We start from the raw sequence: 13,666 nt of genomic DNA, 5'->3' as shown, positions 1-13,666 counted from the left end.
GTTAACGTCTTTTTCGCCCGTCGATGGTTTGCTGTCCTGCGGGGTATGAAGAACCATGGGCAGCGCCGAATTCATTCTGATTATCAATCTGTTCGTTGCCGGCCTGCTGGCAGCGGCCTTCATGATGATCGCCATCCACGACGTGGGCCGCGTGTCGGCGCGCTGGCTGGCGTTCGGCTACATGCTGGGCATGGCCTATTTCGCCATAGAATTCAGCATCCCGGCCTTCGACAATGCGCGGCCGGTGGTTGTCACGGCCTTTGCCGTGTTCCTCGGCGCCACGATCGCCTTCAATGGCGGGCTGGCCCATAAATACGGTGTGACGCCGCCCTGGGCGCCGATGCTGGCCTTCCTGGCTGTCGCTTCGGTCGCGGTGTGGTTCGTGCAGGATCTGCCGCGTCATTCGCTCACCCGCATGATGGCCTACCAGCTACCCTACGCCGCCATGCAGTTCGCGGCCCTCGGCATCGTCGGGTCGTCCAGGCAAAGGCGCGGGCGGCTCGATGCCCTGCTGATGGCCGTTCTGGCCGCCAGCGCCATGCAATTCGCCTCGAAGCCGTTCATCGCGCATGCGCTGGGTGGCTGGGGCGCCAATCCGCAGGCCTATGGGCAGACCGTCTACGCGCTGGTGTCGCAATCGCTCGGCACGGTGTTCGGCTTCGCGCTGGCGCTGCTGGCGCTGGCGATCCTGGTGCGCGACGTGCTGGCCGAAGCGACGTCGAAGTCGGAGACCGACACGCTGTCGCGGCTGCTCAACCGCGGCGGCTTCGAGCGCCATGCCGAGATCGCGCTGAAGGACGCGGTGCGCCAGGGCGTTCCGGTGGCGCTGGTCATTGCCGACCTCGATCACTTCAAGAGCATCAACGACAGTTTCGGCCACGCCGCCGGCGACCGCGTCATCGAGACGTTTGCCGGCTTCCTGCGCGAGGCCGCGGCCGAGCATCACGTTGCCGGCCGCATCGGCGGCGAGGAGTTCGCCATCATCCTGCCGGGCACCAACCTCGCGGCCGCGCGCCTGTTCGCCGAAGGCGCGCGCAGCGCTTTCGGCGCGCTGCCGATCGACAGCCTGCCGGTCGAACATCGCTGCACCGCCAGCTTCGGCGTTGCCGAGCTTCATGCAGGCGAGGATTTTTCCGATCTGCTGCGGCGCGCCGACGAGGCGCTGTATCAGGCCAAGGGTAGCGGTCGCGACTGCGTGCGCGTCTCGACCGAGCCGGCAGCGCGGCAAGACCGCGCGATGCCCAAGGTCAGCGGCAGGGGCTGAGGTTCGGCATCTCGCCGTCGGAGAGGCCGTACATATAGGAGCGGCCCTTCACAAAGACCGGCGGCTGGTAGCAGCCGTGGCCCGAGACATCGTCCGATTCGTTTTCATAGATCACGTCGGGCTGGCCGGCGCCGGTGTAGTCGGACAATTCCTTGGCCAACTTGCCCTCGCCGACGATGATGCGCTTGTAGCCGGCGGCGCTGTCGATGACGAGATTGCCGAAGGAATCGGCATAGACGCGATCATGGTGTCTCAGCCCGGCATAGGCCGGAGCCGCAATGCCGACGGCCAGCGCCGCCAGCGTGAGCGCCGTGAGGCGCAGTCTGCCCGAATTCGAACGCATGGCGTCCTCCGTGATCTTCGACCTTTTTGGTCTGGAGCCTGTTCGAATCAGAAATTAACCTTTTCTTAACCTTTGTTAATAGCCAGGCGGCTTCGGCGGCAGGATCTTGATGAACATGGTTAATATCCTGCGGCCGGCAGCCATCTTTCGGCCATGCTTGCCCGCACCATCGCACCGGGCTTCGCAAGCGGATTGACGTGAGGCGGGCTTGATCTTGGCAAGACATGGCGGCTAGCTTGCCGCGCGGGAGGACAGCATATGGCGTTACGCCGGACATTTCGGGTAGCGCCGTTGGTTTTGCTGCTCTTGGACGTAGCGGCCTGCGTGCCGCAAAACAGCGCGCCGAAGGCTGGAAATGCCGTCGCACCCACCGCCGCCGATCTGTCTACACCGCAGCCGCGCACCGCGACCTACAACTGCGCCGACGGCGGCAGGATGACCATCGAGAACCTTGGCACCTCGCTGCGCGTGCTCGATCCCGACGGCACGAGCGAAGATCTGCCGGCCTCGCCCGCCAACCAAAACAGCCGCTTCGGCATCGCACATGACGCAATCGTGATCGACGGTCGCGACGCGCTGGTGATGAAGGGCGGAGAGACGCCGCTGACATGCACACGGTAATGCAGTGCAATCGGTATACCGCACTGCAGCGAACGTTGCGCCGGCTTCGAGCCGGTGCCCTAATCGATTGAAGCAAAAGACCGCCGATTTGTCAGACTAAATGACGTTTCCAAAACGATTTTCTGGCTTTGACGCGGTGCAAAAAGAGCATTAGAAACCGGCTGTCCGAAGTCGCATCCGGAAGCGGCAATGCCGCATTTCCGCCTGGGGCTTGAGCGACGCCGAACTGGGGGAGCCATGAGCAAATCACCAGCCACCCGCGCAACTGCCAGACGTGAACGGCCGCTTTCGCCGCACCTGACCGTATACCGGCCGCCGATCACCATGACGATGTCGATCATCCATCGCATCACCGGCGGCGCGCTCTATTTCGGCACGCTGCTGGTGGCGCTCTGGCTGATGGCGGCGGCAAGCACCGAGGCCACCTTCGATCTCGTCAACTGGGCCCTCGGCTCGTGGCTGGGGCGGCTGGTGCTGTTCGGCTACACTTGGGCCTTGATGCACCACATGCTGGGTGGCGTACGTCACCTGGTCTGGGACACCGGCGCCGGGCTCGAGAAGCACACAGCGTCGAAGATCGCCTGGGCGACGCTGGCCGGCTCGATCGCGCTGACGCTGCTGATCTGGATCGCCGGTTACATGGCGCGGGGAGCCTGACCATGAGCGGCAAGAATACCGACATGCGCACGCCGCTGGCCAAGGTCCGTGGTCTTGGCTCGGCCCGCGAGGGCACCGAGCATTTTTGGCGCCAGCGCCTTACCGCAATCGCCAACATCCCGCTGACGCTGTTTTTCGTCGGCTTCCTGATCGCGCTCAACGGCGCCGGCTATGCCGAGGTGCGGGCAGCGCTCGCCAATCCGTTCGTGGCGCTGATCCTGGCGCTGGTGCTGATCTCCGGGCTCTACCATATGCGGCTCGGCATGCAGGTCATCATCGAGGACTACGTGCATGGCGAGGGCATGAAGCTGGCGCTGATCGCGCTCAACACCTTCTTTTCCATAGCGGTCGGCGTGGCCTCGCTCTTCGCCCTGCTCAAACTGGCATTCGGAGGCTGACGTTGGCCAAGGACGCGAAAACCGCCAACACGGCTGGCTACACCTATGTCGACCACAAGTTCGACGTGGTGGTCGTCGGCGCCGGGGGTGCCGGCCTGCGCGCCACGCTCGGCATGGCCGAGCAGGGGCTGCGCACCGCCTGCATCACCAAGGTGTTCCCGACCCGCTCGCACACGGTGGCGGCGCAAGGCGGCATTGCCGCGTCGCTGTCCAACATGGGTCCTGATTCCTGGCAGTGGCATATGTACGACACCGTCAAGGGATCGGACTGGCTGGGTGATGTCGACGCCATGGAGTATCTGGTGCGCGAAGCGCCGGCTGCCGTCTATGAACTCGAACATTACGGCGTGCCGTTCTCGCGCACCGAAGAGGGCAAGATCTACCAGCGGCCGTTCGGCGGCCACATGATGAATTTCGGCGAGGGCCCGCCGGTGCAGCGCACCTGCGCCGCCGCCGACCGTACCGGCCACGCCATCCTGCACACGCTCTACGGCCAGTCGCTGAAGAACAATGCCCAGTTCTTCATCGAGTATTTCGCGCTCGACCTTATCATGGAGCCGGACGGCACCTGCACCGGCGTCGTCGCCTGGAACCTCGACGACGGCACCATCCATCGCTTTTCGGCCAAGATGGTGGTGCTGGCGACCGGCGGCTACGGCCGCGCCTATTTTTCGGCCACCTCGGCGCACACCTGCACCGGCGATGGCGGCGGCATGGCCGCTCGCGCCGGCCTGCCGCTGCAGGACATGGAGTTCGTGCAGTTCCATCCGACCGGCATCTATGGCGCCGGCTGCCTGATCACCGAGGGCGCGCGCGGGGAGGGCGGCTATCTTGTCAATTCCGAGGGCGAGCGCTTCATGGAGCGTTACGCACCGTCGGCCAAGGACCTTGCCTCGCGCGACGTCGTCTCGCGCTGCATGACGCTGGAGATCCGCGAGGGTCGCGGCGTCGGCAAGAAGAAGGATCACATCTTCCTGCATCTCGATCACCTCGATCCGGCGGTGCTGCATGAGCGGCTGCCCGGCATTTCGGAGTCGGCAAAGATCTTCGCCGGCGTCGACCTGACCAAGGAGCCGATCCCGGTGCTGCCGACGGTGCACTACAATATGGGCGGCGTGCCGACCAATTATTGGGGCGAGGTGCTCAACCCGACGGCGAAGAGCCCGGACAAGGTGTCGCCCGGCCTGATGGCAGTCGGCGAGGCAGGCTGCGCCTCGGTGCACGGCGCCAACCGGCTGGGCTCCAACTCGCTGATCGACCTCGTGGTGTTCGGCCGCGCGGCGGCGATCCGGGCCGGCCAGGTCATCGATCGCAAGTCGGCGATCCCCGCGCCCAACGAAGCTTCGGTCGGGAAGATCATGGACCGCTTCGACCGGCTGCGCCACGCCAACGGCTCTACGCCGACGGCCGTGCTGCGCGAGAAGATGCAGAAGGCGATGCAGGAAGACGCGGCGGTGTTCCGCACGCAGGAGTCGCTGGAGAACGGCTGCAAGCGCATTTCGCAGATCTGGGGCGAGCTGAAGGACATCAAGGTGTACGACCGCTCGATGATCTGGAACTCCGACCTGGTTGAGACGCTGGAGCTGGAGAATTTGATGGCCAACGCGATCACCACGGTCTACGGCGCCGAGGCGCGCAAGGAGAGCCGCGGGGCGCATGCGCGGGAAGATTTCTCGGCGCGCGACGATGCAACCTGGCGCAAGCACACGCTGGCCCAGCTGAGCGAGACCGGCAAGGTGACGCTCAGCTACCGTCCCGTGCACACAGAACCGCTGCTGGCGGAAAAGGACGGCGGCATCGACCTCGCCAAGATCGCGCCGAAGGCCAGGGTGTACTGACCATGGCGCCGGCGGCCGCAGGATATTCCGGCACGCCCCTTCCGGCCAAGCTCGGCCTGAAGGACGGGATGGTCGCCGCTTTCATCGCGCTGCCATCGGAGCTCGATGAATTGGCCGATGCCGTCGACTTCGCCGAAGTCAATCGGCTGGCCGATTGGTCGGCGATTTCGGGCAGTCATCAAAGATATGACGCCGTCCACGCCTTCACCCGGCAGCGCGCCGAGATCGAGGACCGCCTTGGTGATGTCGAGGCGGCGATCAAGCGTGACGGCATGGTGTGGGTTTCGTGGCCGAAGAAGGCATCGAAGGTGCGGACGGACATCACCGAGGACGTCATCCGCGCCGAGGCGCTGAAGCGCGACCTTGTCGACGTCAAGGTCGCTGCCGTCAACGAGATCTGGTCCGGGCTGAAGCTCGTCATCCGAAAGGACCGCAGGTAATGGTCGAACTCACGCTCCCCAAGAACTCGAAGATCCAGCAGGGCAAGACCTGGCCGAAGCCGGAGGGCGCCACCAATCTGCGCGAGTACCGGATCTACCGCTGGTCGCCGGATGATGACGAGAACCCGCGCATCGACACCTACTTCGTCGACATGGACGATTGCGGGCCGATGGTGCTCGACGCGCTGCTTTGGATCAAGAACAAGATCGATCCGACGCTGACGCTGCGCCGCTCCTGCCGCGAGGGCATTTGCGGCTCCTGCGCCATGAACATCGACGGCTCGAACACGCTGGCCTGCACCAAGGGTTGCGACGACATTTCCGGTGCGGTCAAGGTCTACCCGCTGCCGCATATGCAGGTGGTCAAGGACCTGGTGCCGGACCTCACCAATTTCTACGCCCAGCATGCCTCGATCGAGCCGTGGCTGAAGACGGTGTCGCCGGAACCGGCCAAGGAATGGCTGCAGAGCCATGAGGATCGCGAGAAGCTCGACGGGCTCTACGAATGCATATTGTGCGCCTGCTGCTCGACCTCGTGCCCGAGCTACTGGTGGAACGGCGAGCGCTATCTCGGTCCGGCGACGCTGCTGCAGGCCTATCGCTGGCTGATCGATTCCCGCGACGAGGCCAAGGGCGAACGGCTCGACAATCTCGAGGACCCGTTCCGCCTCTATCGCTGCCACACCATCATGAACTGCGCCCAGACCTGCCCCAAGGGGCTGAACCCGGCAAAGGCGATCGCCGAGATCAAGAAGATGATGGTGGAGCGGCGGGTTTAGCGGCGAGATTGTCGTCCGTAGCGATCCTTCACACCCCCCTGTCCTGCCGGACATCTCCCCCGCAAGGCGGGAGATTGGCCATTATTCCGGCCTTCGCTAAGCTCCAACGTTGCAAGAGTGGATGGACAGCGCTGAAGCTCCCGATCTCCCCCTTGCGGGGGAGATGTCCGGCAGGACAGAGGGGTGCTGTCCCTCCGGCATCAAAAGGATAGCTGACCCCATGACCGATACTGACCTTCCCATCCTCGCACCCGCCGAAGTCCGTGTGCTCGGTTGCCTCATCGAGAAGAAGGAGCTGACGCCGGATATTTATCCGCTGACGCTTAATGCCGCGCATGCGGCCGCCAACCAGAAGACGGCGCGCGAGCCGGTGATGGCGTTGGAGCTCGCCGAGATCGCAAGGGCGTTCGGCCAGCTCGAGCAGAAAGGCCTGGTCAGACGGGCCTTCGCCTCACGCGTCGAGCGCTACGAGCACACCGTGGCGCAGCGCTTTTCGCTCACCTCTTCGCAGATCGCGGTGCTTGGCCTGATGCTGCTGCGCGGGCCGCAGACGGCCTATGAATTGCTGGCGCGGGCCGAACGCATGGCGCGGTTTTCGTCGATCGAGGCGCTTCGCGCCGATCTCGACCTCTTGATCGGCCGCAGGCCGCCGCTCGTCGTGCTGCTCGAGCGCGGACCCGGCCAGCGCGAAGAGCGCTATGCGCACCTGTTGAGCGGAGCCGTGCAGATGCCTGCGGCAGTGACCTCCGTACAGCGGTCTTCGCCAGCCTCGGACCTGGAAGCGCGGGTCGAGGCACTCGAAGAAGAGCTTGCGCAGTTGCGCGCACGCATCGACGCCCTGACCGACGAAGGACGCTCCTGAACGATCAACCTGCAAACGAAAACGCCGGCCCCGAGGCCGGCGTTTCCCAACACAAGGTTGCCTCGTTTCAGCCAAGCTTGGCGTCCAGCGATACATTGATGGCGCCGAGCGCCTTCGACACCGGGCAGCCGGCCTTGGCCTTCTCGGCCAATTCCTGGAATTTCGCCTCATCGATGCCCGGCACCTTGCCGACCACCGTAAGAGCGCTGCCGGTGATGCCGGTGCCGGGAACCAGCGTCACAACCGCCTTGGCGTCGACCTGGTCGGCGGGCGTGCCGTTCTCGGCCAGGAAATGCGAGAACTGCATGGCGAAGCAGCCGGCATGGGCGGCGGCGATCAGCTCTTCGGGGTTGGTGCCGGATTTGCCGCTCTCGTCTTCGAAGCGCGCCTTGAACGAATAGGGCGTGCCCTTCAAGGTCCCACTCTGGCTGTCGAGCGTGCCTTTGCCCTCTTTCAGATTGCCTTGCCAGACGGCGTTTGCGGTGCGGTCCATGGAGTCCTCCTTGATTGTCGTGGTTGCGCCGGCCGGGCGGCGGCGTTCCTTCGGACTATAGCGCGCGCGCGCGCGAAGGCCACCGCGAGCGGTCATACAATGTCGGCGGCGGCGAAAATTATTCTGAAAAAAATGTGCGTGCAAAAATGTCGACTTCCATTCGCCTCGCCCGTCCTGCGGGCGGCCATGGGTTCGTGGCCGGATGGAGGTTCAAGATGGACAATCTGTTTTTCGCCCTATGGAAGAGGCCAGGCCGCAAGGCCGGGCGACCGGAAGATTTTTGGCTGCATCCGCCGCCTTCCGGTCTCGGCCGGCTGCTGGCGGCGATCGCGATCATCGCTGTCGCGGCATGGCTTCTCGATCATGCGGCGACAGTCAAAGGCGCCGCTGACAGCGTCGTCACCGCATCCTATGGTTCGTCACAGCAAGGGAGCCGGAAATGAAATATGTCTGCCTGGTCTATGGCGAGGAAAAAGACCTCTACGCGCTCACCGCCGAGGGGTCGGCCAAGCTCGACGCCGATTCGCTGGCCTATGACAGGTCATTGGACCAGCAAGGCAAGCTGATCATCGCGCAGGCGCTGCAATCGGTGAAGACTTCGAAGTCGGTACGGCGGCGCAAGGGCAAGCGGCTGGTCACCGACGGTCCCTTCGCCGAAACCAAGGAGCAACTGCTCGGCTTCGTCATGATCGAGGCCGACGATCTCGACGAGGCGCTGGAGATCGCCGGCAACATTCCTCTGGCCGAACTCGGCACGATCGAAGTCCGCGCGATCTACAACGTGCCGGGGTCATAGCCCCGGCATCCTGCTCCCACTCTTGCGGCCGGGACCTGAAACCGCGTAGTCCGATTGCGGTATCTAAAATGCCTGAATGGAACGCCTCGGATTTCTTCGCAGTCGCAACTCTAGAGTGTTGAAGCAAGGCGACACTTCTCTTATCCTCGCCGCGGGTTTGGGGGATTTCGACATGCCTTTCCTGCTTGCTATCCTTGGTGTGTTGGGGGCGGCCGCATTCTGGTGGTACCGGATGAAGGCCATGAACGACGCGGCGCGCGAGGTCGCGGACGTCGTCGGGCGCGTGCAAGGCAGCATCCGGCGCAAGAAGCTGCGCAAGCAGGCGGCGCTGTCGCCGCTGACGGCAATCGACGATCCGGTGGTGGCCGCCGCCACGCTGATCACCGCCATCGTCTCCGAGAATGGCCCCGTGCTGCCGCAGCGCGAAGCCGTTATCCGCTCGGTGATCTTGGAGATCGCCGACAAGAAGAAGACTGACGAGGCAGTGGTCTATGCCAAATGGGCGGCGGCACAGATCGATGACACCACGATCGTCATCGACAAGCTGGCGCCGTTCCTGCGCGAACGTCTCGACGTGGCCGAGCGAAACGATCTGCTGCAGATGGTGAACCGCGCGGCTCAGGGCGGCGAGAAAAGCCTGGAGATAGCCGACCAGCGCATTCTGCGGCTAAGGCAGAAGCTGGGCTTCGAGGTGAACTAGTGTGTGCTGATATTCAGGTGATGCCTGCCTGCGAATGGCGGTTTCCTGCGCTTCCGGGGCTCACGTACGTTAAGTACGCTCCGCTCCGGTTCTCGGAAACCACCATTCTCGACTCGGCCTGACCTGAATCTCAACACACCCTGGCATGTGCTTGACACGGATCAGATCGCTTCACCCTTCAACAGCCTTGGCGTGTCGCCCGAGAGTCCCGATGCCTGGCGGATGAAGAAATCCTTCAGCTTGGGCATGCGTTCGACGAGGCCAAGGCCGATGTCGCGGACAGTGCGCAGCGGGCCGATGTCGTTGGAAAACAGCCGGTTCAGCACATCGGTGGTGATGCCCATCTGCACGGTGTCGAAGCGCCGCCACTGCTGGTAGCGCTCAAGCACGTCGAGCGCGCCGATGTCCTGTCCGAGGCGGTCGGCCTCGACCACCACTTCGGCAAGCGCGGCCACATCCTTGAAGCCGAGATTGAGGCCCTGGCCGGCGATCGGGTGGATGCCGTGGGCGGCGTCGCCCGCAAGCGCGATGCGCGGCGCGACGAAGGCGCGGGCAAGGGTGAGGCCAAGCGGCCAGGCGCGTGGCTTGTCGGCGACGTGGATCGCGCCGAGCTTCAGGCCAAAACGCTGCTCGAGTTCGTGTTCAAAGGCGAGGTCGTCGCCGTCGACCAGTTTTTGCGCATCCTCGGAACGTTCGACCCAGACGATCGACGAGCGGTTGGTGCCGTTGCTGTCCGGCTTGAGCGGCAGTGTGGCGAAGGGGCCGGCGGGCAAGAAATGCTCCTCGGCGCGGCCATTGTGCGGGCGCTCATGCGCCACGGTGCAGACGATGCCGGACTGGCCATACTCCCATTTCACAGTCTTGATGCCGGCCATGTCGCGCAGCTTCGAACTGACGCCGTCGGCGGCGACCAGCAGCCGCGCCTTCAGCGTCGCGCCGTCGGCCAGGTGCACGGTGATGCCGGCGCCGTCGGTGTCGAAGGCGCTGACGGCTAGGCCCTCGATGATGTCGATGCCGAGCTTTTCGGCGCGCCGGCGCAAGGCGCCGTTCAGATCCTTGTTGGCGACCATATGCGCGAAAGGCTCGCCGGGCGCGACCTCGCCGTCGAAGGTGAGAAACACCGGACGCACCGGATCGGACGCGCGCGAATCGGTGATGATCATGTCGGTGATCGCCTGCGCCTCCGGTGCGATCTCGTTCCAGACCTGAAGCTGCTCCAGCATGCGGCAGGCGGCAGCAGCGATCGCCGAGGCGCGGCCGTCCCTTTGCCAGACGCCGGCGGGCGCGGCGTCAACCACGGCGACGGCGAGGCTCGGACGCGCCTGCTTCAGCGCCACGGCGCTGGCCAGGCCGACATAGCCGGCGCCGGCGACCAGCACGTCGAGCGAGGCCCGGTTTTTTGCATCCGCCTTGCGGTCAACCATGACAAATTCCTTTCGTGGCCCTGGCTCTGGCCGGCCATGTCCGGCCATTCGGCCTTGACTGCCCGCGATTCCTGTCGGAAACCGCCATAACACTTCCGCGGATGGAGCGCGAAACATGACGGCGGCCATGGACGAGCTTCTCGGCATTCTCGACCTCGAGCAGCTGGAACACAACCTGTACCGTGGTCGCAGCCCCAAGCTCGACTGGCAGCGCGTCTTCGGCGGCCAGACCATCGCCCAGGCGCTGGTCGCCGCCCAGCGCACGGTCGAGGCCGAGCGCCATGTGCATTCGCTGCATGGCTATTTCATGCGGCCGGGCGACACCACGGTGCCGATCGTCTACGAGGTCGACCGCATCCGCGACGGCGGCTCCTTCACCACGCGCCGGGTCGTGGCGATCCAGCACGGCCAGGCGATCTTTTCGCTGGAAGCCTCGTTCCAGCAGGACGAGATCGGTCTCGAGCATCAGGTGCCGATGCCGCAGGACGTGCCGGCGCCCGACAGCCTGCTGTCGCAGCGCGAATTGCTCGGCAAGTTCGGCGAGGCGGTTCCGGAAGGCATCAAGCGCTACTGGGACCGCGACCGGCCGATCGAGATGAAGCCGGTGATGCTGAAGCACTATACAAGCCGCGAGAAGCTGGAACCGGAGCAGAACATCTGGATCCGCACGACCGGACCGGTGCCGGCCGACCGTGCAACGCAGGCGGCGGTGCTCGCCTATCTCTCCGACATGACGCTGCTCGATACATCGACCTTCGCGCATGGCCGCGCCATCTTCGACCGCGACATCCAGGCGGCCAGCCTCGACCACGCCATGTGGTTCCACCGCAGCCATCCGCTCGACGACTGGATCCTCTACACGCAGGACAGCCCGTCGACGCAAGGCTCGCGTGGCTTCACGCGCGGCTCGCTGTTTGCCCGCGACGGCACGCTGATCGCCTCCGTTGCCCAGGAAGGGCTGATCCGGCTCAAGCGTTGAGCAGGACAGGAAGCGGTCGCATCCAGCTTCGGCCTGTCGAATAGGCATTTTCAGAAAATTGCCTATTTTTTAATCAGTGACAATGCTGTGACTGTGCACGGCCTGCCGTCCGACGGCCTCCAATCTCTTTGTTTACAACAGGTTAACAGGCTGCTTCGGCAATTGGCACGGAGCTTGAATCCTAGCGGGCACTCTCCGGCTCTCATTGGGATCGGCGAAGTCGTGCAAACGCGGGGGACCCGCAACAGCAAAGGGTGAAACCTTATGAAAATCGTGATGGCTATCATCAAGCCGTTCAAGCTCGACGAGGTGCGCGAAGCGCTCACCGCAGTCGGCATCCAGGGCCTGACCGTCACCGAAGTCAAAGGCTACGGGCGTCAGAAGGGACATACGGAAATCTATCGCGGGGCGGAATACGCGGTCAGCTTCCTGCCGAAGATCAAGATCGAAGTCGCGGTCGGTCTCGACATGGTCGACAAGGCCGTCGAAGCCATCACGGCGGCGGCCAAGACCGGCCAGATCGGTGACGGCAAGATCTTCGTTTTCGGCATCGACCAGGCCGTGCGCATCCGCACCGGCGAAACAGACACTGACGCGCTTTGAGCAGCGAGCACGTATTCCAATGGAGAGTTCAATGAACATACCTTCCACCTTGAAGTCGGCGGCGCGCTCAGCGCTGCTGGGCTCGTTCGCGCTCGGAGCGTTGGGCACGGTCGCCGCGCTGGCGCAGGAAGCGGCTCCCGCCGTCGCCGCGGCGGCGCCGGCAGCCCCCGCTTTCACCGTCGACAAGGGCGACACCACATGGATGATGATTTCCACCGTGCTGGTGCTGTTGATGACCATTCCGGGCCTTGCCCTTTTCTATGGCGGCCTGGTTCGTACCAAGAACATGCTGTCGGTGCTGATGCAGGTCTTCACCATCACCAGCGTGGTCATGATCATCTGGGTTTTCTACGGCTACAGCCTCGCCTTCACCGCCGGCAACGCCTTCGTCGGCGGCCTTTCCAAAGCGCTTCTCTCCGGTGTCAGCGTATCGACGCTGTCGGAAACCTTCACCAAGGGCGTCGCCATCCCTGAACTGGTGTTCGTCGTCTTCCAGATGACCTTCGCCTGCATCACGCCCGCGCTGATCGTCGGCGCCTTCGCCGAACGCGTCAAATTCTCCGCCTTGATCCTTTTCGTCATCCTCTGGGTCACTTTCGTCTACTTCCCGATCGCGCATATGGTCTGGTTCTGGGGTGGTCCGAGCGCCTATTCCGATCCGTCCGGGCTGATCTTCAGCTTCGGCGCCATCGACTTCGCCGGTGGCACGGTCGTTCACATCAATGCGGGCATCGCCGGCCTCGTCGGCGCGCTCATGATCGGCAAGCGCATCGGCTACAAGAAGGACATCATGGCGCCGCACTCGATGACGCTCACCATGGTTGGCGCTTCATTGCTGTGGGTCGGCTGGTTCGGCTTCAACGCCGGTTCGAACCTCGAAGCGAACGCCTATGCGGTGCTGGCCATGATCAACACCTTCGTCGCCACGGCGGCGGCGGCAGTGACCTGGATCGTGCTTGAATCGCTGCTGCGCGGCAAGGCCTCCATGCTCGGCGCTGTGTCGGGCGCGGTGACCGGCCTCGTCGCCGTTACGCCGGCTGCCGGCTTTGCCGGGCCGATGGGTGCCATCGTGCTCGGCATCGTCGCCACCTGCGTCTGCTACTTCTTCGTCTCGGTGGTGAAGAACACGTTCGACTATGACGACAGCCTCGATGTCTTCGGCGTCCACTGCGTCGGCGGCATCATCGGCGCGCTCGGCACCGGCATCCTGGTCAACCCCGCCCTCGGCGGTGCCGGCATCGTCGACTATTCGACGGCCGACTTCGCCGCCGGCTATGCCGGAACGGCCACCCAGTTGCTGGCGCAGGGCAAAGGCGTGCTTGTGACCGTGCTCTGGTCGGGTATCGGCAGCGCCATCCTCTATAAGATCGTCGATATGATCGTTGGTCTGCGTCCGACCGCCGACGCAGAGCGCGAAGGTCTCGACCTCACCTCGCATGGCGAAGCGGCCTATCACTCGTAAGCCTCGC

At 64.2% G+C, this 13,666-nt stretch carries 17 protein-coding genes; 14 read left to right on the top strand and 3 right to left on the bottom strand.

Annotated elements, in window-relative coordinates; genetic code table 11:
* Positions 1-55: 55 nt before the first annotated feature.
* Positions 56-1,264 carry a GGDEF domain-containing protein gene (locus D3227_RS12685; RefSeq protein WP_120014449.1) on the top strand — a complete coding sequence of 403 codons (1,209 nt, stop codon included), beginning with the start codon at positions 56-58 and terminating at the stop codon, positions 1,262-1,264.
* Here the strand turns inward: D3227_RS12685 and D3227_RS12680 are convergent.
* A complete protein-coding gene (locus tag D3227_RS12680; protein ID WP_120014448.1) occupies positions 1,248-1,607 on the bottom strand; it encodes a hypothetical protein in 360 nt (119 codons plus the stop codon). The genes D3227_RS12685 and D3227_RS12680 overlap by 17 nt on opposite strands.
* A 258-nt stretch (positions 1,608-1,865) precedes the next feature.
* Here D3227_RS12680 and D3227_RS12675 point away from each other — a divergent pair, with 258 nt between their 5' ends.
* From D3227_RS12675 to D3227_RS12645, 7 genes are all read left to right on the top strand, one after another.
* The gene (locus D3227_RS12675) at positions 1,866-2,228 is read left to right on the top strand and encodes a hypothetical protein (RefSeq protein ID WP_120014447.1); all 363 of its coding nucleotides are present in this window, start codon (positions 1,866-1,868) and stop codon (positions 2,226-2,228) included.
* Between the two features lie 237 nt (positions 2,229-2,465).
* Positions 2,466-2,885, top strand: coding sequence for a succinate dehydrogenase, cytochrome b556 subunit (gene sdhC / locus D3227_RS12670; RefSeq protein WP_120014446.1), 420 nt, complete (start codon positions 2,466-2,468; stop codon positions 2,883-2,885).
* A 2-nt stretch (positions 2,886-2,887) separates the two neighbouring features.
* A complete protein-coding gene (sdhD, locus tag D3227_RS12665; protein WP_006202213.1) occupies positions 2,888-3,283 on the top strand; it encodes a succinate dehydrogenase, hydrophobic membrane anchor protein in 396 nt (131 codons plus the stop codon).
* Positions 3,284-3,285: 2 nt separating this feature from the next.
* The gene (gene sdhA / locus D3227_RS12660; RefSeq protein WP_120014445.1) at positions 3,286-5,121 is read left to right on the top strand and encodes a succinate dehydrogenase flavoprotein subunit; all 1,836 of its coding nucleotides are present in this window, start codon (positions 3,286-3,288) and stop codon (positions 5,119-5,121) included.
* 2 nt (positions 5,122-5,123) lie between these two features.
* The gene (locus tag D3227_RS12655; RefSeq protein ID WP_120014444.1) at positions 5,124-5,561 is read left to right on the top strand and encodes a DUF3052 family protein; all 438 of its coding nucleotides are present in this window, start codon (positions 5,124-5,126) and stop codon (positions 5,559-5,561) included.
* Complete coding sequence (locus D3227_RS12650) at positions 5,561-6,340, top strand: succinate dehydrogenase iron-sulfur subunit (RefSeq protein ID WP_120014443.1); 780 nt, start codon at positions 5,561-5,563, stop codon at positions 6,338-6,340. Before D3227_RS12655 ends, D3227_RS12650 begins: the two co-directional genes overlap by 1 nt.
* Before the next feature lie 220 nt (positions 6,341-6,560).
* A complete protein-coding gene (locus D3227_RS12645) occupies positions 6,561-7,202 on the top strand; it encodes a YceH family protein (RefSeq protein ID WP_120014561.1) in 642 nt (213 codons plus the stop codon).
* 67 nt (positions 7,203-7,269) lie between these two features.
* Here D3227_RS12645 and D3227_RS12640 read toward each other — a convergent pair whose 3' ends face one another.
* The gene (locus D3227_RS12640; protein ID WP_120014560.1) at positions 7,270-7,695 is read right to left on the bottom strand and encodes an OsmC family protein; all 426 of its coding nucleotides are present in this window, start codon (positions 7,693-7,695) and stop codon (positions 7,270-7,272) included.
* Between the two features lie 215 nt (positions 7,696-7,910).
* On the opposite strand from D3227_RS12640, the gene D3227_RS12635 reads away from it, so the two are divergent.
* The 3 genes from D3227_RS12635 to D3227_RS12625 all read left to right on the top strand — a co-directional run bounded on the left by D3227_RS12635 (position 7,911) and on the right by D3227_RS12625 (position 9,191).
* On the top strand, positions 7,911-8,138 hold the full coding sequence (locus D3227_RS12635) for a hypothetical protein (protein WP_120014559.1): 228 nt from the start codon (positions 7,911-7,913) through the stop codon (positions 8,136-8,138).
* Positions 8,135-8,491 carry a YciI family protein gene (locus D3227_RS12630; protein WP_120014442.1) on the top strand — a complete coding sequence of 119 codons (357 nt, stop codon included), beginning with the start codon at positions 8,135-8,137 and terminating at the stop codon, positions 8,489-8,491. Before D3227_RS12635 ends, D3227_RS12630 begins: the two co-directional genes overlap by 4 nt.
* A gap of 172 nt (positions 8,492-8,663) precedes the next feature.
* Complete coding sequence (locus D3227_RS12625; protein ID WP_120014558.1) at positions 8,664-9,191, top strand: hypothetical protein; 528 nt, start codon at positions 8,664-8,666, stop codon at positions 9,189-9,191.
* 161 nt (positions 9,192-9,352) lie between these two features.
* Here the strand turns inward: D3227_RS12625 and D3227_RS12620 are convergent, their stop codons facing one another.
* Positions 9,353-10,615: a ubiquinone biosynthesis hydroxylase gene (locus tag D3227_RS12620; protein WP_120014441.1), complete on the bottom strand. Its 1,263-nt coding sequence runs from the start codon at positions 10,613-10,615 to the stop codon at positions 9,353-9,355.
* A gap of 115 nt (positions 10,616-10,730) precedes the next feature.
* On the opposite strand from D3227_RS12620, the gene tesB reads away from it, so the two are divergent.
* The 3 genes from tesB (at position 10,731) to D3227_RS12605 (ending at position 13,659) form a co-directional block, all read left to right on the top strand.
* A complete protein-coding gene (gene tesB / locus D3227_RS12615) occupies positions 10,731-11,594 on the top strand; it encodes an acyl-CoA thioesterase II (protein WP_120014440.1) in 864 nt (287 codons plus the stop codon).
* Between the two features lie 264 nt (positions 11,595-11,858).
* Entirely contained in the window at positions 11,859-12,197 is a 339-nt protein-coding gene (locus D3227_RS12610) for a P-II family nitrogen regulator (protein ID WP_023800571.1), read from the top strand.
* A 31-nt stretch (positions 12,198-12,228) separates the two neighbouring features.
* Positions 12,229-13,659 (top strand): ammonium transporter, encoded by a 1,431-nt coding sequence (locus D3227_RS12605; protein ID WP_120014439.1) that lies wholly within the window; start codon positions 12,229-12,231, stop codon positions 13,657-13,659.
* Positions 13,660-13,666 lie beyond the last annotated feature (7 nt).

The organism is Mesorhizobium waimense (assembly GCF_003601975.1).
Lineage (GTDB): Bacteria > Pseudomonadota > Alphaproteobacteria > Rhizobiales > Rhizobiaceae > Mesorhizobium > Mesorhizobium waimense.
The sequence above is the reverse complement of the archived record's forward strand: the minus strand, read 5'-3'. Positions and strand labels throughout refer to the sequence as shown.